General features: G+C 58.0%; 37 protein-coding genes and 1 pseudogene. 11 read left to right on the forward strand and 27 right to left on the reverse strand.

Annotation, left to right across the window (positions count from 1 at the left end):
* Position 1 precedes the first annotated feature (1 nt).
* The 22 genes and pseudogenes from AC1RQG_RS22690 to AC1RQG_RS22795 all read right to left on the reverse strand — a co-directional run bounded on the left by AC1RQG_RS22690 (position 2) and on the right by AC1RQG_RS22795 (position 11,411).
* Positions 2-187, reverse strand: coding sequence for a hypothetical protein (locus tag AC1RQG_RS22690; protein WP_493134802.1), 186 nt, complete (start codon positions 185-187; stop codon positions 2-4).
* On the reverse strand, positions 184-654 hold the full coding sequence (locus AC1RQG_RS22695) for a hypothetical protein (RefSeq protein ID WP_493134804.1): 471 nt from the start codon (positions 652-654) through the stop codon (positions 184-186). The genes AC1RQG_RS22690 and AC1RQG_RS22695 overlap by 4 nt, the downstream gene beginning before the upstream one ends.
* A 3-nt stretch (positions 655-657) precedes the next feature.
* Positions 658-993, reverse strand: a complete 336-nt coding sequence (locus tag AC1RQG_RS22700; RefSeq protein WP_493134805.1) for a hypothetical protein — start codon at positions 991-993, stop codon at positions 658-660.
* A 246-nt stretch (positions 994-1,239) separates the two neighbouring features.
* Positions 1,240-1,437, reverse strand: coding sequence for a hypothetical protein (locus AC1RQG_RS22705; RefSeq protein ID WP_493134806.1), 198 nt, complete (start codon positions 1,435-1,437; stop codon positions 1,240-1,242).
* 127 nt (positions 1,438-1,564) lie between these two features.
* Positions 1,565-2,317 carry an ATP-binding protein gene (locus AC1RQG_RS22710; RefSeq protein ID WP_493134808.1) on the reverse strand — a complete coding sequence of 251 codons (753 nt, stop codon included), beginning with the start codon at positions 2,315-2,317 and terminating at the stop codon, positions 1,565-1,567.
* A complete protein-coding gene (locus tag AC1RQG_RS22715; RefSeq protein WP_493134809.1) occupies positions 2,314-3,144 on the reverse strand; it encodes a YdaU family protein in 831 nt (276 codons plus the stop codon). Before AC1RQG_RS22715 ends, AC1RQG_RS22710 begins: the two co-directional genes overlap by 4 nt.
* The gene (locus AC1RQG_RS22720; protein WP_493134810.1) at positions 3,137-3,685 is read right to left on the reverse strand and encodes an HNH endonuclease; all 549 of its coding nucleotides are present in this window, start codon (positions 3,683-3,685) and stop codon (positions 3,137-3,139) included. Before AC1RQG_RS22720 ends, AC1RQG_RS22715 begins: the two co-directional genes overlap by 8 nt.
* Before the next feature lie 167 nt (positions 3,686-3,852).
* Complete coding sequence (locus AC1RQG_RS22725; protein WP_493134812.1) at positions 3,853-4,269, reverse strand: hypothetical protein; 417 nt, start codon at positions 4,267-4,269, stop codon at positions 3,853-3,855.
* Positions 4,266-5,804, reverse strand: coding sequence for a DNA-methyltransferase (locus AC1RQG_RS22730; RefSeq protein ID WP_493134814.1), 1,539 nt, complete (start codon positions 5,802-5,804; stop codon positions 4,266-4,268). The genes AC1RQG_RS22725 and AC1RQG_RS22730 overlap by 4 nt, the downstream gene beginning before the upstream one ends.
* A 26-nt stretch (positions 5,805-5,830) precedes the next feature.
* Positions 5,831-6,481 (reverse strand): recombination protein NinG, encoded by a 651-nt coding sequence (locus AC1RQG_RS22735; protein ID WP_493134815.1) that lies wholly within the window; start codon positions 6,479-6,481, stop codon positions 5,831-5,833.
* Positions 6,478-7,011 (reverse strand): hypothetical protein, encoded by a 534-nt coding sequence (locus AC1RQG_RS22740; protein ID WP_493134816.1) that lies wholly within the window; start codon positions 7,009-7,011, stop codon positions 6,478-6,480. The genes AC1RQG_RS22735 and AC1RQG_RS22740 overlap by 4 nt, the downstream gene beginning before the upstream one ends.
* Positions 7,008-7,775, reverse strand: coding sequence for a DUF551 domain-containing protein (locus AC1RQG_RS22745; RefSeq protein ID WP_493134817.1), 768 nt, complete (start codon positions 7,773-7,775; stop codon positions 7,008-7,010). Before AC1RQG_RS22745 ends, AC1RQG_RS22740 begins: the two co-directional genes overlap by 4 nt.
* Positions 7,772-8,071 carry a hypothetical protein gene (locus tag AC1RQG_RS22750; RefSeq protein WP_493134818.1) on the reverse strand — a complete coding sequence of 100 codons (300 nt, stop codon included), beginning with the start codon at positions 8,069-8,071 and terminating at the stop codon, positions 7,772-7,774. The genes AC1RQG_RS22745 and AC1RQG_RS22750 overlap by 4 nt, the downstream gene beginning before the upstream one ends.
* A gap of 294 nt (positions 8,072-8,365) precedes the next feature.
* Entirely contained in the window at positions 8,366-9,034 is a 669-nt protein-coding gene (locus tag AC1RQG_RS22755; protein ID WP_493134819.1) for a hypothetical protein, read from the reverse strand.
* Positions 9,035-9,160 carry a hypothetical protein gene (locus AC1RQG_RS22760; RefSeq protein ID WP_493134820.1) on the reverse strand — a complete coding sequence of 42 codons (126 nt, stop codon included), beginning with the start codon at positions 9,158-9,160 and terminating at the stop codon, positions 9,035-9,037.
* Positions 9,157-9,387, reverse strand: a complete 231-nt coding sequence (locus tag AC1RQG_RS22765; RefSeq protein ID WP_493134821.1) for a helix-turn-helix domain-containing protein — start codon at positions 9,385-9,387, stop codon at positions 9,157-9,159. The genes AC1RQG_RS22760 and AC1RQG_RS22765 overlap by 4 nt, the downstream gene beginning before the upstream one ends.
* Positions 9,384-9,623 (reverse strand): acyl carrier protein, encoded by a 240-nt coding sequence (acpP, locus tag AC1RQG_RS22770; protein WP_493134934.1) that lies wholly within the window; start codon positions 9,621-9,623, stop codon positions 9,384-9,386. The genes AC1RQG_RS22765 and acpP overlap by 4 nt, the downstream gene beginning before the upstream one ends.
* A 120-nt stretch (positions 9,624-9,743) precedes the next feature.
* Positions 9,744-10,109 (reverse strand): annotated as a pseudogene (locus AC1RQG_RS22775) (Gp49 family protein); the annotation flags it as partial.
* Positions 10,052-10,381 carry a hypothetical protein gene (locus AC1RQG_RS22780; protein ID WP_493134822.1) on the reverse strand — a complete coding sequence of 110 codons (330 nt, stop codon included), beginning with the start codon at positions 10,379-10,381 and terminating at the stop codon, positions 10,052-10,054. The pseudogene AC1RQG_RS22775 and the gene AC1RQG_RS22780, both read right to left, overlap by 58 nt.
* A gap of 53 nt (positions 10,382-10,434) precedes the next feature.
* On the reverse strand, positions 10,435-10,881 hold the full coding sequence (locus AC1RQG_RS22785) for a hypothetical protein (protein ID WP_493134823.1): 447 nt from the start codon (positions 10,879-10,881) through the stop codon (positions 10,435-10,437).
* A gap of 40 nt (positions 10,882-10,921) precedes the next feature.
* Positions 10,922-11,116: a hypothetical protein gene (locus tag AC1RQG_RS22790; RefSeq protein ID WP_493134824.1), complete on the reverse strand. Its 195-nt coding sequence runs from the start codon at positions 11,114-11,116 to the stop codon at positions 10,922-10,924.
* A 40-nt stretch (positions 11,117-11,156) separates the two neighbouring features.
* Positions 11,157-11,411, reverse strand: coding sequence for a hypothetical protein (locus AC1RQG_RS22795; protein ID WP_493134825.1), 255 nt, complete (start codon positions 11,409-11,411; stop codon positions 11,157-11,159).
* Positions 11,412-11,530: 119 nt separating this feature from the next.
* Between AC1RQG_RS22795 and AC1RQG_RS22800 the strand changes: the two genes are divergently transcribed.
* The gene (locus tag AC1RQG_RS22800) at positions 11,531-11,734 is read left to right on the forward strand and encodes a hypothetical protein (protein WP_493134826.1); all 204 of its coding nucleotides are present in this window, start codon (positions 11,531-11,533) and stop codon (positions 11,732-11,734) included.
* Here the strand turns inward: AC1RQG_RS22800 and AC1RQG_RS22805 are convergent.
* Together AC1RQG_RS22805 and AC1RQG_RS22810 are read right to left on the reverse strand one after the other, a co-directional pair.
* Entirely contained in the window at positions 11,715-11,897 is a 183-nt protein-coding gene (locus tag AC1RQG_RS22805) for a hypothetical protein (RefSeq protein WP_493134827.1), read from the reverse strand. The genes AC1RQG_RS22800 and AC1RQG_RS22805 overlap by 20 nt on opposite strands.
* Positions 11,890-12,159, reverse strand: a complete 270-nt coding sequence (locus AC1RQG_RS22810; RefSeq protein ID WP_493134828.1) for a transcriptional regulator — start codon at positions 12,157-12,159, stop codon at positions 11,890-11,892. The genes AC1RQG_RS22805 and AC1RQG_RS22810 overlap by 8 nt, the downstream gene beginning before the upstream one ends.
* A gap of 749 nt (positions 12,160-12,908) precedes the next feature.
* Between AC1RQG_RS22810 and AC1RQG_RS22815 the strand changes: the two genes are divergently transcribed.
* Positions 12,909-13,154, forward strand: a complete 246-nt coding sequence (locus AC1RQG_RS22815; RefSeq protein ID WP_493134829.1) for an Arc family DNA-binding protein — start codon at positions 12,909-12,911, stop codon at positions 13,152-13,154.
* Positions 13,155-13,375: 221 nt separating this feature from the next.
* Here the strand turns inward: AC1RQG_RS22815 and AC1RQG_RS22820 are convergent, their stop codons facing one another.
* Together AC1RQG_RS22820 and AC1RQG_RS22825 are read right to left on the reverse strand one after the other, a co-directional pair.
* A complete protein-coding gene (locus AC1RQG_RS22820; protein WP_493134830.1) occupies positions 13,376-13,972 on the reverse strand; it encodes a hypothetical protein in 597 nt (198 codons plus the stop codon).
* A 44-nt stretch (positions 13,973-14,016) separates the two neighbouring features.
* A complete protein-coding gene (locus AC1RQG_RS22825; protein ID WP_493134832.1) occupies positions 14,017-14,412 on the reverse strand; it encodes a hypothetical protein in 396 nt (131 codons plus the stop codon).
* A gap of 261 nt (positions 14,413-14,673) precedes the next feature.
* On the opposite strand from AC1RQG_RS22825, the gene AC1RQG_RS22830 reads away from it, so the two are divergent.
* The gene (locus AC1RQG_RS22830; protein ID WP_493134834.1) at positions 14,674-14,922 is read left to right on the forward strand and encodes a hypothetical protein; all 249 of its coding nucleotides are present in this window, start codon (positions 14,674-14,676) and stop codon (positions 14,920-14,922) included.
* Here the strand turns inward: AC1RQG_RS22830 and AC1RQG_RS22835 are convergent.
* Entirely contained in the window at positions 14,919-15,230 is a 312-nt protein-coding gene (locus AC1RQG_RS22835) for a hypothetical protein (protein WP_493134835.1), read from the reverse strand. The genes AC1RQG_RS22830 and AC1RQG_RS22835 overlap by 4 nt on opposite strands.
* Positions 15,231-15,394: 164 nt before the next feature.
* On the opposite strand from AC1RQG_RS22835, the gene AC1RQG_RS22840 reads away from it, so the two are divergent.
* From AC1RQG_RS22840 to AC1RQG_RS22875, 8 genes are all read left to right on the forward strand, one after another.
* A complete protein-coding gene (locus AC1RQG_RS22840) occupies positions 15,395-15,580 on the forward strand; it encodes a hypothetical protein (RefSeq protein WP_493134836.1) in 186 nt (61 codons plus the stop codon).
* Positions 15,581-15,719: 139 nt separating this feature from the next.
* A complete protein-coding gene (locus AC1RQG_RS22845) occupies positions 15,720-15,914 on the forward strand; it encodes a hypothetical protein (RefSeq protein WP_493134838.1) in 195 nt (64 codons plus the stop codon).
* A 130-nt stretch (positions 15,915-16,044) separates the two neighbouring features.
* Positions 16,045-16,188, forward strand: a complete 144-nt coding sequence (locus AC1RQG_RS22850; protein ID WP_493134840.1) for a hypothetical protein — start codon at positions 16,045-16,047, stop codon at positions 16,186-16,188.
* Positions 16,189-16,422: 234 nt separating this feature from the next.
* Positions 16,423-16,551 carry a hypothetical protein gene (locus AC1RQG_RS22855; protein ID WP_493134842.1) on the forward strand — a complete coding sequence of 43 codons (129 nt, stop codon included), beginning with the start codon at positions 16,423-16,425 and terminating at the stop codon, positions 16,549-16,551.
* Complete coding sequence (locus AC1RQG_RS22860) at positions 16,548-16,910, forward strand: hypothetical protein (RefSeq protein ID WP_493134844.1); 363 nt, start codon at positions 16,548-16,550, stop codon at positions 16,908-16,910. Before AC1RQG_RS22855 ends, AC1RQG_RS22860 begins: the two co-directional genes overlap by 4 nt.
* Before the next feature lie 743 nt (positions 16,911-17,653).
* Complete coding sequence (locus AC1RQG_RS22865; RefSeq protein WP_493134846.1) at positions 17,654-17,791, forward strand: hypothetical protein; 138 nt, start codon at positions 17,654-17,656, stop codon at positions 17,789-17,791.
* On the forward strand, positions 17,788-17,922 hold the full coding sequence (locus tag AC1RQG_RS22870; RefSeq protein WP_493134848.1) for a hypothetical protein: 135 nt from the start codon (positions 17,788-17,790) through the stop codon (positions 17,920-17,922). Before AC1RQG_RS22865 ends, AC1RQG_RS22870 begins: the two co-directional genes overlap by 4 nt.
* Positions 17,919-18,170: a hypothetical protein gene (locus AC1RQG_RS22875; RefSeq protein WP_493134850.1), complete on the forward strand. Its 252-nt coding sequence runs from the start codon at positions 17,919-17,921 to the stop codon at positions 18,168-18,170. Before AC1RQG_RS22870 ends, AC1RQG_RS22875 begins: the two co-directional genes overlap by 4 nt.
* Positions 18,171-18,259 lie beyond the last annotated feature (89 nt).

Here is an 18,259-nt window from a genome sequence, read left to right on the forward strand (position 1 = left end):
ACTATGTGTCATCAGGAATCGCAGGTTTTCCAGCAGCATCGCGCTCGCGCCGTTCGCTGCGGTCGAATTCGACGTAGTTAGAAGGGTCGCGATAGGCACGAACCGGAAGCGCACGGCTCTTTTCCTTACCCTGGCGATAGAGCAGCAAGGCGTAGCGCTCGGCGCGCGTAAGTTCCTTCTCTTTCATGCCGCACGCTCGACGTTGATCCCGCTCCGGATGCGCCGTACAACCTCGTCGGCTGCGCGTTCCACGTCGATTATTCGGGAGGCGTCAAGCTGGGCATCATGCACGTCCATCGCGAGATTGAGCGCCGCCAATTCTTCGCCCTTGAACACGAAGCGGCCGATCTGAAAATACCGTTCGCGCACAGTCATCATGGCATCACGGGCGGCGAGCATTTCAGCCCGATATTCGTCGCCCGTGCCGCGCTCGCACATGATGTTGCTCATGTTGATGGCGCCGACGATCAGATCCCATGCGGCCCGGTTGCCGTGCCCAGTGGCCAAGTCGGCCATGGCCTTGTGGTTCTTGATGCGCAGCGCCTGCAGGTGCTCGGCGTCGATGCGTTTCAGGCCGCCGAAGAAGTAATTCACCGGGTTCTGGACGACTTCCTTGGGACGGTATGCCTTACGGGGTTTCTTAGTCTTGGCCATGGCTCACCCTATCGAACGGATTGCGGCGCGCGCTTCGGCCAGCTCCCGGTACAGCTCCGTCCGGTGCTTGTCGACCTTGAGAGGCCGCGCAGGCTGAGGCGTATGCTCTGGCGATGCCGCCGCGATCGGATCGACCGTCGGAACGTAGTACGTCCGGTCGCGCTTCGCCAGCGAGATCATGATTTTGTCGCTGCGCGATAGGGCAAGCAGCACGCGGGAGGTGTGCGAGAGCGTCCAACCAAAATGCACGGCAATCTGCTGGCAGCACAGCCGCGCGCCGGCCTTGGATGCGAGATAGGCGTGGGCTAGTTCCATCGAGGTTTCTGTGATTTGTGACATGATTTTTCCTATGAAGATAATGGCCAGCTTTTATCCACGAAATCCATCGCGGCCTCGGGCGACCTAAAACGCCGATTCATCACCTGACGCTCAATCCCAGCCTCTATGTACGGTGGCCACGCTAGCCAGTATGTGCCCGTCGGCACGCCACGGTCGTCATGCGGCCGCGCCACGCTGGCATGGTCCTTTCGCATAAAGCTGGACGACTGCCAGAAGCACCATTGCACGGGCACGATTACCCCTTGCCTATTCATCGCGCACCTCGCTAAACGTGGTGACGATGACCGGAACGCCGCGCACCATCTTGAACGTCACGGCATCCGGGGATACGGGATGGCCGGCGTCGGCTTCCATTCGAAATCGAACGATGGCCATGGCTTTTGGTAGATCTGCGATGTCGGGCGCCTTCTCGTCGTTCAGCGCTTCGTCGGGCTGGGTTGCCATTTTTCCTCCGGATTGGAAATGCGGCTTTCTAAGCCGTTTTCTTTGGCGGGTTGGTGTGCTGGTAGCCGAGTGGTCGCGTTCGCGGCGTGGCGGGTCTGTGGTAAAGCCGCAGAGGCATTTGCGTTCGTCATGCAGACCTCCGAAAGCTAGGCCAGTCGAAATTGCAGACCATCGCGTTTTCGTGAAGCCGGTCATGCACGCGGTCACCGACGAACTGCGCCAGGTTGTCCAGCGACTGATTCGAGATCACGATCATCGGTTTGTCGCTGCCGTAGCGGCGGTTGATGATTTCGGTCAGCAGCAACGCCGAGTTGTCCTTGTTCGGGATGGCGTCGATCTCGTCGAGGATCAGCAGGTCGTACTGCACGAAGCGGTCGATCTCGGAGTCCTCGGACTTCCCTTCCTTGCCGTAGCTGGCCTGGATTTCCGAGATCATGCCCTTGGCCGTGATGTAGCGAACCGAGCGCGACAGGCGGTTGATGTACGACTCGGCGAACTCGCATGCGAGCTGCGTCTTGCCGGTGCCGACATCGCCGATCAGGATCAGTGCGGCCCAGCGCTGTTCCGCGATGATGAAGTCCCGGAACGAGGCGGCCACCATGCGAACCGCCTTGTGCGCCGCCGTGCTGGGCGTGAATTTTTGCCCCCGATACTTCGACGGAATCTCGGCAATCGCGTGCAGCGCGGCGTTGCGCTCGTTGGCCCACTTCTCGGCGTATTCGGCAGCCAGCTTCACCTCCAGGCACGAGGGGCAATGCCACTGCTGGCCGCGCCGCGTCATCACCGTGGCCGGGCCATGCTGATCGCAATTGCCGTCCATCGCGACGACGTTCGCCGTGAGGCAGGTCAGCAGGTTGGCGGCAGTTTCCGGGGCGCTCACAGCTCAACCTCACCGTCAGGGACCGCGATGCCGAGCCTCGCCATGGTCGCGGCCTGGGCGGCAGCGTCGCCGGATCGGTCGACGTTGGCGAAGTTGAACTTCTCAGACTGCTGTTGCGCAGACCGAGCGCCGGCAGCCACATTCCAAACGGACTTGTAGTGCTCACCGGGACCGAAGAACGTGGAGGCCTGCTTGATGTACTGCGGCTCGGTGCGCTGGCTCAGCACGTGGGCAGCGTAGCGCAGGACGCCGGCCAGGATGTCGGCAGCGGGAACTCCGGCCTTGATGCGGGCAGCCCATGCCTTGTGTGCGTCCTTCTTGCTTGCGCCGGGGCGCGGCGGGTAGGCAGACCAAGTCTCCTCGAACTCATCGGGATATTCCGGCGAAGCCGATATAGTTTTTGACTTTGGTTTTATAGATGTAGGTGAAGGTGAAGGTGACGGGCATTCATCAAGCAATGCTTGGGGCATGCTTGGAGCATTGCTTGGAGCATTTTTACCCCATCTTTTGTCTGCTGCAGCCTTCGCGCGGGCCTGATTCTTGTCTTTATTGACAAGTGCGTTCGCTTTTTCTTGGTCGATTCGACCATGCACAAGCATGCCGTCCTTATGCTCGAAGAATGCTCGAAGAGTGCTTGAAGCATTGCTCCAAGCATCACCCATCCGGCTGATCGTTGCCAGGCGAACGTCGTCATCAGGGATCGGGCCTGACTTCCAGTAGTGCAGGATAAGCATCAAATACCCGCCATGCTCTGCGGGGGTGAGATGCATGGTGTCGGCGAGATAGTCGGCGACGTAGAACGGCATCCAGATGTCTACGTCAGCCATTTTTCTTGTCCTTGATGACGTTCCAGCAGATGCCGCAGAAATACCTCATCGCCGCTTCTGCATCGCACGACCGCTTCGCGCAAGCCTTGTGCATGTACTCAGCAAGATCTTCGGCGTCTACGCTCTTCAGGAAGGTGCGCACCGACTGGCGAAACGTATCGGTGAACGCCTTCGTTGGGAAGTGCCTCTGAAATACCGTCTCCACCTGATCGATCGAAGTATCGGTGCGCTTGCGAATGGCCTTCAGCAAACGCTCGTAGGCCTTTATCTGGTCGAGCTTTTCAGCCATCAGGGCGGCGCGGTCCTCAAGCGACTCTGGAAGCGAAGTCAGTAGCCTGGCGCCCTTCCCGCGATTGCAGTCAAAGCAGGCTGTGATGAGGTTGTTTATGTCGTTCCCGCCGCCGTTGGCGACGGGGTTGATGTGGTCCGGCTCCAGAATCACTTGCGGCGGGTGCGCGCCGCAGTATTGGCAGGTGAACGAGTCACGCTTGAACACATCAAAGCGGGCCTTTATACTGATCGCTTTCCGCATATTTTCCATCTGATTTCTTTCGTTATTAGGTGCTGTAATTATGAGTTTGGACAGAAGTTGCTATCCGCATGGAGGGGTAAAATTCCCCTGTTTTTAGGCGGATTGCTTCGCTGCCGCACTATGAAAAAACACCGTAAAAATAAATTCGTTTTGAACCTTGAGCTTGTACGAAAACGTCACTGCTTTTGTAGTGAGCTTTCCCGTGCCGGAGCCACGCCAAACAGCGCTGTCACCATGGGATCGCCAACAGCTGCCGCCTTGCGCTCCCAATACCTGCTGCGCCAGTGCGCCCGCAAGACGTCATAACGGCCGTCTTCCTTAGCCTTGGCCTCGTAGCGCAGACGGATCTGGCGCTTCGTCAGCGTCTTGAGCTTGCATTCGGCGTCAGGCAGGTTGCCGATCGAGTAGATCGCCATGTGTGCTCCGGCGCGCGGATGCGGCTGCCACCCAGAGATATAGATTTCACCGGCAGCGTGCAGGATACGCACCCAACGCAGTACGGCCGAACCGCTGACGCCTGAGCGGGCTATGAGATGGGCCTTGGTGCCAGGCATGGCGCCCAGCACGTATTCGCGGAAGTTCTGCTTGGTCACAATGCACTCTCCTGATTCGGTACTGCATCAAACAGCCCGATCTGGCGCTTAGCTAGTCGCTTCTGTTCGGCGGCTTCTTCGCGCCGGCGCGCCACGGCCCCGACCTCGTATTCGATGCGCGCGCGGGCGATCTCCATGTAGTTGGCGTCCAGCTCGATCCCGATGAACTGGAAGCCCTCGCGCATGGCGGCCTTGCCAGTGCTGCCGCTGCCCATGAATGGGTCAAGCACCACGCCGCCGGGCTGCGTCACCAACCGGCACAGGTAGGCCATCAGGTCGGTCGGCTTGACGGTCGGGTGCGTGTTGCCCATCAATGGCGCCTCATATCCATCATCGCGGCGCGTCATGTGCTGCCCGCTAGTGTTGCTCACCATGCCGCCCTTCTTCTGAGGCAGATGCTCCGTCCCGGCGTTACGGTCGGATTTATTGGCCTTTGCGCAGTAGAAGAACCGGGCGGCGCTGCCGGTGCTGGCGGAAATGGTGCTGTTGGTAGTGCTGCCGCCATAGGTTCCGTAACAGACCGATCCCGGGGCATCCTGTGCCGCACGTTTTGTGCCGGCTTCCATCGCGCCACTGGATGATTCAGGGAACAGCGCCACAACTTCCGGGCTACCATCGTGGATCAGGTTCGCTGGCCAGCGCCCGGCGGCATCGCCGCCACGCGGCCCCGGCGTAGCCGCTAAGTTCGTGCCGCCATTCTCGGTATAGCGACGATCGGCGCTGGCTTCTCCATCGCGGCTGCGCGGTACCGCCTCATCATGTCGGCATGGGATGCCGCCTGCGCCGGCGCGCAACTGTTCGTCGTGCGGCACTCGGCAACCATCAATATTTAGCGCCCCAGTACCGAACTGCAGCACGTTGGATGCTACGGTGCCGACCAGCGGCTTACGCGCCGTGCAGATTGGTTCGTGGGCGGGTTTCAACGCCGTTCCCCATCCGTCGAAGCCGGCCGCCACCATATCCGCGCTCTCAACCTCGCCCTTCTCTGCCTTTTCTTGAGTCCAGTTGCGCGATTTCGGGAAACCGGATCCGAACACCCAGACGGGGAAGTGCTCCTCAATTTCACCATCGCCGCGCACGTACAGAACGCGATCGCGGATCTCGAAACCAGCATCCTCGATTCCGCAAGTCATGCGGTGATAGGTGCGCGCCGACGAAAACGAAAGCAGATGACCGCCAGGCTTGAGGACGCGGAACGCTTCGCGCGCCCAGTCCTCGCTGAATTGCTGGAAAGCCCTCATGGCTGCCGGCGCCAGATCGTACTTACCAGCTTCGGCGGCGATTGACTTGTGACCGCCGTTCGGGCCAGCGTCCGGCGCGTGGCTGTCGAAGCTGCGGCGCTTCTCGGTGCGCGCAATGATATCAGCGCCATCCCATGCCTTCCCCATGAAGGAAATGCCGTATGGGGGATCGGTCACGACAGCATCGACCGAGCAATCGGGTAGCGTGCGCATGACTTCAATGCAGTCGCCAAGGTGCAGCGTGAACGGCGCAGCGGCGATTTTCTCCTGTTCTTCGAGGCTAAATGCGCTCATGTTTTCTCCATTCGTTATGACAGTCGTCAGGCGGCCGCCTTCAGTTCTTTGAGTAGTTTTTTGTAGTGCGCGGTCATTTCCTTGAGCTGGTCGACCGTGTAATGGCGCGGGCGGTAGTCAGCTTCCAGTGCCTCAACTGCGACCAAGCCGATCTTTGCGATCAGGCCGATGCGGTAGTTGATGAGGTTGCCGGACAGGTGGACGTTGCATGGCTGACATTGCTTGTGAATGTTGGCCTCCACGAAGCGCAAGCCTGGCCGCGCGCCTGTGCTGAGGTAGTGCCCGGCGTGCCATTGCCCGTCGTGCCAGCGACCGCAGGAAATGCATGGAAGATGCGCGTCCCGCGCCCGGATATAGGCGTTCTCGGTGGTCTGCAGGTCGCGCACGTAGTCGGCCTTGCGCTTCAGCTTGGCCAGCCCTTCTTGCCGCTCCCTGCGATCCGTGCGCGCCTTTTCCAGCCGTACCAGTTCTTGCGCGCACTCCGGGCAGCACGCTTTGTGTGTCATGCTGCGCGGTGGAAAAGGCTTCCGGCACGCCGGCACCGCGCACTTGCGCATGCGAACCTTCTTCTCCTTGATGATGATCTTCGTCACCTCGCGGGATTCGATGCGGTCTGAGCGGGAGAAGCCGGAGGACTTCATGGGCGTGGTGCGTGGTGGCATGGGTGAACGTTTCAAGGCGTCACCTTTGGCGCAGCATGAATCGGCATCCAGTGGGTCGGCTGATACCCGATACTTCGACATTCGGGATTGCCGAAGGATCGCGAGCATGTGAAAATTCCCTCGAAATCGACATCCATAAAGCCGTCGTCATGGCCCATGTCATCCGGCGCATCGCCGTAGCCGACGTGCCAGCGGCCAGGAACTGATACCGCTTCGCGATCAAGCGTCGCATCAACGGCGCGGCCCAGCAAGATCAGCGTCCCGTCGCGCGGTGCGGTTTCGATTGGACGCCACGTCTGCATGGTCGCTTCCGCAGCCTTCAGTTTCATGATGAACTCGCGCGTGGTCAGCACCATGGCATCGATGTGATGGTGCTTGATGCGGATCATTCCGTTGTAGGCGGCGAGTTCGCGCTGCCATGCGTTCGCATACATATCCGCGCTGGCCGCGTTCGCTTGAGCCACTTTGGAGATACGCGCACACTCAGCGGTCAGATTGGAGATTTCCTTTTTTACTTCCTTTTCAACCAGATCGAAGGCGCTCACGATTGCACCTCCGGCGCGGCTGGGAGTGGCATCCAGTGACTTGGCAGCGGAAAGGCCACGGCGTCGCTATAACCCTGAGTCGCATAGCACGGCGACTGCTCCCAATACCCTTGAAGCCAGCGGCCTTCGATCTGGCCTTCGGCCGTGTACAGCAAGACGGGCTTGCCGTCCTTCGGCGCTGACTCGATAGGCTGCCAGCTTGGCGCTGCCTGTGGTGCTTGGGGCGCGGCGTAGAGCGGAGTTACCTTGCGGCCTTTGCGCTCCCAGTAGTTTGCCAATACCGGGTCGTTGGTCAGTTCCGGGCAGGTATCGGACAGGATTCCCCATGCGACTGGCTCTTGCTCTACTGGCTTTGCCGAAGCGGCGGCGTGAGCGCGCTGGTCGTCCACGATCCAAGCAAGCTTGGACTTGCAGCGCTCGATGGGCACAAGGGCATCGCCATCGTTGTAGCCTCCGGCGGAATGTTCGCAGAAGAACGCGCGCAGCATTTCGCTGTAGTCTTCGGCGCTTGGCTGCGCCGCCTTTTCCGCGCGCAGTTGCTCCAGTTCTGCGATCAGGGAGAGGATGACGTTTGGCGACGCGGCAGCGATATAGCCAGCATTAGCCACATCGCGATCAAGTGCTCCGCTGTAGCCGACGTCAGCGACTATTCGACCATTCTTGCCTTTGACTGGATGAAGATCAAAGGTGGCTGCGTGCGCAGTCCACGGCCCTAGCGTTGCCGCTTCCGCTGCGGCCTTGAGTGCTTGAGTGTTGGTGGTCATGGCTTCGCCTCGATTTCCGCGATGCGCTTTGCCACCCACTCGCGCCGATCCCGCAGGCTCTCGGCTATTTTTTCAGGCGCCGCCTTGCTCCAACGCTCTTTTGCGTTTTCGATTGCCGCATCAATGGTTTCACCATCAGCGACGATTTGACTCGTCTCCAGGTGTGTTACGACGAATGGCCTACGCATGCGGTCGATGGTCATGTGGACAATGAATTTCTCATCCGTGCCAGGGATGGAAACTTCTTCCGCGATTACCTCAAACACCTCTTTCGTTCCGATGATTTTTGCTCTCATGCTGCTCTCCTGGTGCAGCGAATACACACAGTGCTATCGCCTACGAATTGAGTAATGGAGCGCCGGCGCTTGCATGGGCCCGTGCAGTTGCGCATGGGCGAGTAGTAGCCGGCGTTGGATTCTTTGTTGATGGCGCGATGCTGGCGCTCGGTTTGGCTTTCATCCCATCTCATGGCTGTTCATTTCGTGTTATATTCCGCATTGAATCCTCGTAGTAAAGTTGTCTAAAGCCGCGCGCGCCAACGCGGCTTTTTCTATTTCCGTGGTAGTGGTTTGTGATTTAAGAATAATTTTTCATGTTGCACCGCGACTTTCGGAATTCATGGACAGGCGCAACAACTCCTCCATGAACTCAATCGGCGTAGCGTTGGCTTCTTTCCTGCCAAGGGTCGGTTTGTTAGCCGCCTTTCCACGCTGATCTTGAAACCCGATTTGATGCGTTCCTTCCGGCCTATCCCACCGCAAATTAAAAGGTGGGCTCTTGCCGTAGTAATAGAGCCATGTAGCCTTGTTGGCGCGGTGCCCGTAGGCGCTCTGCCAAACCTCACATACCCACCCGCCATCAATGATTCTTTGCCATCCAATACCTACCGGCTTCGCCAGGCCGTGCGCTTCCCATGCTCTCGTCTTTGCTGGGTGCTCAAGTACACCGCCAAAGCGTCGGACTGCTTCTAGCGCGGAAGCAAAGCACCCGCCATCATTCCCTGGCATGTTGTGCTCTCCACCCCATCGAACATAGTTCACGACGGCCATTGCGCCCCAAAGCTGGCATGGTGGATGTGCAACAACTGGTAGCGGTCCGGCGTAACGCCTGGCATCCCGATGCTCCGGCCAAGCATCGATGCGAGGATCATTTGCATAACAGCCATCGGGTTGCACAAACAGAGCGGCGCAGCGGGTAATTTCAGGCAACTCTCCCTGTATTGCATCGCCTAAAATCGGCCGTGAAATATTGGTACCCATCTATTTCTGCTCTGCCGCTTCGCGCGCCAACTTCGCGTAGTGCTTGAGCTGCTTGAACTTCTCGATCGGCATGACGTGGCCGGGTTCGATCGGCGGCGGTTCCGGCTGTTGGTTCTGCTGCGTCATGCGGGCGCCTCGCCGGCAAGTGCAGCGCGGATTTCCGCGACAGGGATGCTGAATTTCTCGTGGATGCGCAGGATCAGGGCGGGGCTGACCGGCACATGTTGGTGGCGGATTCTGCTGATGAGGGGTCGATTGACGCCTAGCGCGTCGCAGAGGTGTGCATCGTTCTTGAAGCCGAGCCTAGCGATCAGCCAGTCAATGAACCCGGCGGGTGGGTATGCGGTAGTCATGGTTGCACCTTGCTGGTGATGTAGTCGATGGCCTGCTGGACGGTCTTGATCTTGTCGGCGTCCTCGTCCGAGATTTGGACGCCGAATTCGTCTTCGAACGCCATTACCATCTCGACTTCATCCAGCGAGTCGGCGCCCAGGTCGTTGACGAAAGATGCTTCCGTCTTGACGCTTGCCTCGTCCGTGCCCATCTGGATGGAGACAATGCGGCGCACGCGATTTTCGATGGTCAGGATGGGCTCGGGGAACCGCTCGCAGCCCGGCGCTACGTGGGCGTTGTCTTGCGGTGGCGGCGTGTCGGCCAAGCGCTGCTTGAGCAGGTAGCCTTCCAGCACCCAGATTTTGTTGACAGCGTTCTGGCGCGCGATCTTGCGGCCGACTTCGGAATCGAAGTTTTCCGGGCTGGCGCAGGCGCTCTCGCCGGTGACGGTGAAGCCGTTGCGCAGGACGAGGACGCAGAAGGTAAGCAGGGCCAGCGAGTGCTTTTGACCGGAATGCACTACCTCCGAAAATGCGAGGGAGTCAGGACTTTGACTGGCACCAACGATGCCATCCTCAGCCGTGAAGTAGAACTCACCACCGATGCATGCCTCGATGCCCGCCGGCGTCACGCGCGGCGCAGTCAGACCCTTGGCCTGGATTTCCTGCTCGATGGCCTGGTCGCTCATGCTGTAGCCTCGCCTTCGTGCTTCTTCGCCTGCGTGGTCTGGTACGGCATCCATTCGACGTAGCCGTATGCTTCGGCACCATCAACTGTCTTAGGCGTCTGGTCGCCTTCCTGGATCAGCGCAACAGAAGTCTTTGTGAACGGCTTGCCCATGATGTCCAAGATCAGGACATTGATAAGGCGGTCGCCCCACACGGCGATGATGGTGGCATCCAGTGGTTGCGGGTTGAAGTCGGGGTTGCCCATCATGGACATGGGCAGCGGGCCGGTCAGGTCACTTCGGCTCGGGCGATACCAGACCTTGCGGCCGACGGTTGGAATGATCATTTTTTGCCTTTCGATTTGCCAGCGCAATGCGGGGCGCGGCTTCCCGTAAAACGTCAGGCTTCGGCGAGTTCCGGCACATCGATTTCTTCGATGAACTTCGCCATGTACTGCGCGGTTTCCTGGTCGTCCCATTTCTTACTCAGTGCCAGCGATTGACGCTTGGTCATCGGGCCTTGGCAGCCTGCGTAGAACTTGTAATCGGTTGAGTACCAGAGGCCGTGTTTCTTGACGCAGACCAAACGACCTTCAACGCCATGCATTGATTTCAGCATTGGCAAATAAGGCGCGTTCTCGGCGCGGTTGTCGAGGGAGCCGCCCACGCTGGTCGGGACGGGGAACTGTGCGTTCTCGGCGCGGTTGTAGAGGGAGCCGCCCACGCTGGTCGGGACGGGGAACTGTGCGTTCTCGGCGCTGTTGTCGAGGGAGCCGGTTACTTCTTCAAGATCGGCGTAGTCCGCAACGTTTTCATTGGTGATGATCAGATTTCCTGCGTGTTTCATGTTTTCTCCTTGGTTGTTTTCGCGACTTCCTGGTGCTTCGTCATGGCGGTGCGCCCTTGCGCTCCATCACATCTACTGCATGATCCAGATCGCGTTCAGCCTGGTGCAGCGCCCTTCTCTTCTCGCTGCGCTCAGCATCAGATGCGCCCAGCATGTCTTTCTTTTTTTGCCGCCAGTCCAAGGCGCGCCTTAAAACTCGCGCCTCGGATACTGACGGCCCTTGCTCTTGTTCCATCGACCCTCCCCTGTTGATTTAGATGTCAGCTTCTACGCCATCAAACCAACAGGCGCATTCGAGGGACGGCGCCGTAGCTAACGCGATTGCCGGGGAAGTACTGGGCCTTCCCGATGGGCAGCTTGGGCCCTTCGTTTCGGCGCCTGGCGGCACTATCATTGAAGTGCGCAAAGTTGCGGCAGAACTCGCGGACCTTGGCAGCCCGCGTGGTGCCGGCGATGGAGCAAGCCCGGTGGAATGCGGCGTGCTCCTCGTCGTTGAGGTAGGTCTTAAGTACGGTGGTGCGTTGTTTCATGGTGATCTCCTAGTGGTGCGGTGGGACGGGAGTGCTACTACGGGTACTACAAAATCAGGCGGGAGACTTAATCGTGTTAAATTGCCAATTCCACTCAACAACTTACAAAGGAATCTCCCATGAACTATTTGCAACTGATGTTTGCTGATGCGATGCGCCGGCGAGCTACTGAGATGCTTTATGTCGACCACAAGGACGAATCCGGCATCGAGTTTTCCGACTTTGCTTCTGCCAATTTCGATAACTACCTGAAGGAGGCGATCCTTGAGGCGAAAAGGACGGCCGACAAAATCGAGGCCATTTCTATACCAGCCGAGCCATAAGCTTCTCTTCTGGTGATACCTGCGCCTGGTACGCCGCCAGTCCGGCCTTGTAGGCTTTGGCGGCGTTCTCGGCTGTCTTGGTAAAGTCAGCCTGCGAATTGATGGCGGCTGCGTTCACGATCACTTCGGCCAGGATTTTGTTGAGCGTTTCTTCGTTAGTCATGGCATGTCTCAGGTTTGGCCGCTGATGCGGCGGTGGGTGGGGATGCGAGTTCAGGCCAGATGTTTTGCCAGTCGTTCGGTCGCAAATCTTTGCGTGTCACTTCGCCGCCGGTAGCCGTCTCGATTGAGAGGCAGTTTTCTACCGGCACGCCGCGAACGCGCCAATTGCCGAGGCGAGCGGAGCTAGTACCGATTTTTTCGGCTAAGGCGGAAAGGCCGCCGCACATCTGGATGGCTTTGTCGAGAGAGTTCATGAAGACCATAGTACACACGCTGTGTATTTTGGTCAAACTATTTGTGTAACACGCTTTGTGAATTGATAGCTATGCTTGAGCGTATGAGTAAAAGTACAAATATTCCGTGGGAGCGGATCGAAGCTCGCTTGAATGAGTTGGGTAGGGATCAGGCTTGGCTGCGCTCGCAGCTAGAGATTGACCCACAGGTGATTAGCAATTGGAAAACGCGCGGCGCCCCGCCTCGTGAGGTAGTTGCTATTGCGATAGCACTAGATGTGTCTACGGATCGACTTTTGGATATGCCAGGGGCGCCAGACCGGCCGCGCAGCGCCCCTCGCTGGATGGATTCGCAGGCGTTTGATTTGCTGCAGTTATTCGATCCGCTCAGCGCCCGTGACAGGGATGCCGTCATGGATTACGTCCGCAGTTTCGCAGTTATCGATGCGACTCCGAGCGCGCCCGGAAAGGAATGATTTGGCATTACTCCCTCTAGGAAATCTGCTTGCTTGGCTCTCCATCGCTATGAGGTTTTTATGCTGACTCTCGTCATCCATCGCATCCCAGGCTGCAATCCATCGGTCTCGCTTGGTCATTTTTTGAATTGTATGTTTGTGAACAGAAAGTAAACAATATTCCCGCTGCGCACCGGCTGATAGCAAGAATAAAGGTACTTTCATCTCTCATTTGTTAAATGAAAAGTAACAAATTCTCACTTTATGCCTTCAGTATGAAGGGAATTTGCACAGAATTATTGGCTTTTGAGAAACAATCGGGCGATGAAGAAACCGCCCATACAGAAGCCATTCCAAGACGATTACATTAAGTCGTCTCTCCGTCTGCCGAGGTCACTACATGCCGAACTGATGGCGGCAGCCGACTACAACGGGCGCGGGCTGAACGCTGAGATCATGGATAGGCTCCGAGCTGCCCCGGTCGCAGAAATGCTCAAGACACTGCTGCGCGAGAATGCGGAGATGAAGGCCATACTCAAGGAGATGCGCGACCTGGCCCTGGATAAATGATGCGCCGATACGCACAGTGACAATCCGATAGACTATTGCAAAAACAAACAGTCATAATGAAAACATGAAAACTTCCACAATCTGACTGTCATGGAAACATCGCCTGAACGACTTCTAATCCTGGGTATGATCGCGCTTGCTGTCGGCTGCGAAGTTTTCATGTGTGCCGCCAGGTTGGTTTGACCGTCTGCCGAAAATTTGGCAGACGGTCTCCTTGGATTTCAGGAGGTCTCTCCCCGTCCTGCCAATATGGACGTTCGATCAAACTCAAACTCGATTTGAGCCTCGCTGCCGAATAAATTCCGCGTGCTGTCTTCCAGCATTGCAAAATCTTGCGGTGTCGCAGTGCCGTTGGCCAGGCGCTCTGCGACCGGCATAGCCTTTTCGACCTGAGCCACCGTCATCTCGCAATAATGAGTTGTCCCAGCGAGAGCATTATTGGCTTTATGGGCTGTAGAGAAAAGTACGCCGTGGCGTCCAACGATACCGAGAGCGGCCTGATGCAGTGGCAAGCGGTCGTGATAAGTGCTTAGTCGAGTTTTGGTAAGCTCCGCCTCCAGCGCGACCATGCGGTCCCAAACCTTGGCTTGCAGCTCGTAGCTGTAGCTCATGGCCATCAGGCAGGCTTCGCGCTTCTGGAGATAGTAGCAATCGTAGGACTGCCCGTTTTGCGGGTGAATGTAGGTGCCGGAAAATTTTCCGGCACCCCCTCCCAACACGCGCGGCACCTTCTTCATCAAATCAGAGTGCTCCAGCTTCACAAACGGCTTCTCCAAAGTCGCGCGCGCCTTGCGGTCTTCATTGATAAATTCGACCATTTCCATACTGCTCAAGGCCGGCTCAAAATTCCGAATGGGGCCGCTCATTGCAATGCCCCGTATTCAGCTTGGTTGAAGGTGTGCAGATCGAAAATATCCAGCACGGCGTCGTGACCGCCAATGCAACTGACCATGTCTGCGGCGAGCTTCATTGATGTGGCGGTAAAGGCCTTCGCCTTTCCGTGGCATGCGAGCATTGCGCCCTCGCGGAATCCGCCCTTAATGGCTTGGGTCAGCAGGTGGTCAAATACCTGCTCAGCGAACGGGTTTCCTTGGGAGTCGAGCTCACCGCGTTCGGCAGCGCCTGCAACGTGCAGCACCCCGATAAGTGCGAGTTCAATGCGATCCTGCTCGGGTATAACGTGGCGCGCAAGCTGCGCACTGGCTTCAAGGCTTGTTTGGCCGGTCGATTTTTCGCGGCCGAGAGGCAATGCACTCATAGGCTTTCTCCAACTGTTGGTTTTTGGATTAACTGCAACGTAGTCAAATCTCACTCCCTTGAGCAGCCATTGGCCCACATTCCATCCACGCCAATACGGGCAACCAGTAGCTGAACCTATCAGCATAGCTCCTGTTTTGCGCCATGCAAGCATGGGTTTCAAGGTGACAATAGAATAGATTTCAAGTTGTTGATTTCTCTATGATTGATGAGCGCAAAGCGCCGTCTCGTCAACCTGCTAACCAGCCCAAAGAGGATTCACATGAGCTCACATGAAGACCCTTCTTCCTGTATTACTTATAGCCAGCTTTTCACGATGATTGCCCCCATCGTTATCGCGCTCCACGAAAGGAATCTGATAGATATTGCGGAAATTCCGTCGTTCTACGAAGATGCTCTCATGAGGCGCAAGTTCAATCTGAATGCCTCGGATGCCGAACTGGAATTTCTTCGACAGGCAATAGCTGGATTCCAAAGATTGGCGCTGGCTATAAAGCCGCCTGCGGCTTAGGTGGGTTCCGGCGGCGTGGGCATCTTTAGCCCAACTGCTTCCAGCATCATTTCCGGGATGCTCTTGCTTTCGCCGGCCGGGAACATCTGCCTATGAAAAGCCTTTAGGCGCTCTTGCTCCTGCTCTATGCCGAGCTGATACCGGCTCAATTGCTCTTTGAAGCCAACCAGATCAAACGTGGAACTATGCTCCGCCGCCACATGCTCAGCCATGGCCTGAGCAACCCGCTTCTCCACCATCTCCTCAACCTGACGCAAGGTCACGCATCCGCAGTTCTGGCACTGCGCGCCATTCGATTGTTCTGACATATCAAGCTCCTATGCCCCGCTAGCCGGGGCTTTTTTTCGTCCGGGGATTCGGGCGATGAGGCAATTCTACACATTTTGAACATTTTCTTACACAAATCGTTTGCATGACTACACAAGATGTGTAATACTCATTTCATCGACACAGAACACCGATGGAGCACGAAATGTCCCAAGCAACAAACACCTCGATTGCTTACAAGGTCCGCAATGACGGCGGCACGTTCAGCATCGCCCGTGTGATCCACGGAATCGAATTAGACCGGCCGCACTTCCCTGGACTGATCGAGAACGAGGCAAAAGCGAAAGTCGCTGCCATGAACCTAGAGATTCAACAGTCAAGCAATCCTTGATCGTTGAACCTGTAAGCAACCCTTACAACTTGGAGCGCGCCATGAGCCACGCAGAACTTGCAGCACTCGCAGCAGTAGCCGGCCCGGCGCCGGCCTTCGACTTCTCGACGCCGGCCGCTCCGGCAACCTTGAGCTGACCATGAGCCAATCAGCAAACATCGCCCAGGTCAACTCCCCAAATTGGGGCTGGGCGCAGATCGGATTTACCGTTGAGCGCGACGGCCGGATCAGGACCATCAAAGATCAAGAGGGCAACGTGGTACTGCACCACGCCGGCCATGATGGCGAGACCGAATGGCTTGAGTCGCGCGGAATCATCAACCAGATGAAATGAGATTGTCATGAAACCTCATCACGCAGCACTCGTCCTCGTCGCCTTTGTCACCGCCGTGGCCTTCGGTTTGGCCTCGGTCGTGAAGGATGTTCTGGCGAATTTTCACAACATCACCTTCTAGGAGGCGGTCATGGCTACCACCACGCACCCAAGCAAAGAGCAAGTCCACCTGTGGATGCAGCAGCGCAGCCTGTCGCGCCTGCCGCCGCCGGCGCCGAACGACGTTCGCACCCAACTCGGCTGGAAGCTGCTGCCGAACAACCGCACCCGCTAGGTGATGCCATGACCGTCTTCATCTGCTCCGTCGCACTCGTCGCCGCAGGCAGCTTCATCGCTTGGGCCATCGTCCACGGCGGCAATTAAGGAGGAAGCCATGCGCCACATTGCACTCGCTCAGCACTTCGCCATGCGCGCCGCGTGGGCTGTGCTTCCTCCTGTAGCGCGCCGCGCTGCCACCGGATGGCGCCTGGCTCGCAGGAAACAACGGATCGTCAAATAGGAGGATGCCATGAGCTTCGAGAACTGGTTCCAAGAACTGCAGGACAAGGCCGCGCACCGGATCAACGTGTGCAAAGCCAGCAGCCTGTACATGGCCGGCAGGTCGGTGATGGATGCACTGGTGGAGTTGACGTCGTGAACGCGCCAGTTGCTGCCGCCCTGCTTGCCGCTCGCGCTGTTACTCCGGCGCGCCCTGCAATCGTCCAGCCGGCGATCCCTGCTGATCTGGTCTGCCTGATGTGCAACTACCTGCACGACGATCTGTACCTCGATCTGTACGGCGTGGCTGACGAGGACGACGGATGCAGCGTTGAGGCCGTCGTGATCTCTGGCGACGAACGCAAGGTGAATGTATCGGCTCTGGTCAAGCCGGAACAGCTCAAACAGATGTCGTGGGCAGTTGACCGCAAGTTGGTGCGCGAGCGCGCCATGCAGAATGAATTGGCTCGCGCTGAGCGTGCCGCGTTTGACCGGGATTGCGGCGCGCTTGCACCCTGATCCGAATGATTTCCCATCAACCAGCATAAGGAGAACTGGCATGCGATGTTGCTACCAATCCCAAGAGACGATCTGACACCTGGCCGGCGGCGCCCTCACCCTGAGTGGGCCTGAGGGGCAAAAGAAGTAAGGCTTGCAGCAATCCCGCTCAAGCTGAGTGAAAGCCTGTCTACGGCGGAACGTAGACGACCCTTCGCACATGCTCAATGCGCGATACGCGGCGACAAATTCGCTGACATGCCAGGGAAGTGCTGGCGCCCGACTCCCTGCGCAGTCGGCCCGAAAGGGTAAGCGCAGGAACCACAGAGCAAGGTCGGCGTGGAAAGCAGACACGCGATAGGCAAGCGGCGGGACGGTTCGAAACGTGCCCCAGAACACCGCCAGTTGGAGTAGCGCCCAGCCCCTTGCTCTGTGGTGTAGCAACGAAATGGGAGAAAGACGGCCCTTGAATCCCATCGACAAACAATAGCAGCAGTAGCTGGGCCCAGCCGGGGCAGAGCCGGCACCGAATTGAAGTGGTGACGACATCATGCCGGCGCAAGTCGGTGAAATCCCCGCATTGATGGCGGGCGCTTGAAGGAAAGAAGACCTTCCCGGTTTCCCTAACTGCGGGTCAGTACGGGCGCGGATTCGATGCGGAGCGATACAGCTGGGGCGCTTGGATAGCCACAATTCCAATGGGCTGAATTGCCTCGCAGCGAGCGGCGTACGCGCTCCCCAACAACGAATTGAACAGGGAACGAATGATGAACACGAACTGGCAAGCAAGGCATCCCAGCGATGCGTTCTGGATCAACGTCCCGGCGGCGATCATCGCAAACCTGCGCGCCTGCGGTTATGAAGTGCGCGCACCAGCCGGCCTCGTAAGGAGCGCATCGTGACCCGCATCCTGTTCGGCGCGCCTGGAGACTGGTGTAGCCGCCACCCTCGCCTGATGATCGGCGCCGTGTGCGTGATGGTGTCGCTGTCGCAATGGCTGGTTGATGTGGCAACCAATGCGGTGCTGCCATGAGCGCGCTCGAGCCAGGCCTCGTAGATCAACTGCTGGCTGAGCCAACGCCAGCCGAGAAAGCCTTGCAGCGCATCGTCTCGCTCTACGAGGACAACGACCGCATGAGTTGCCACGACCTGCGGATTCTGTCGATCGTTCTGGAGGGTCAAGGCCTGCCGGCGCCGTATGTCGGCCACAAGATCAGGGAAGCCATCCAGCGCAAGCGCGACCGCATCGAGCGACTGCACGGCCAAGGGTGGACGCCATGAAAATCCGCGACTGGCTGGTGCAAGCCGCGATCCTGGCGCTGATCGGAACGGCCTACCTAACCGCATGGCACAACGACGCGAATGAGGCG

The organism is Rugamonas sp. GW822-FHT03B10 (assembly GCF_058801745.1).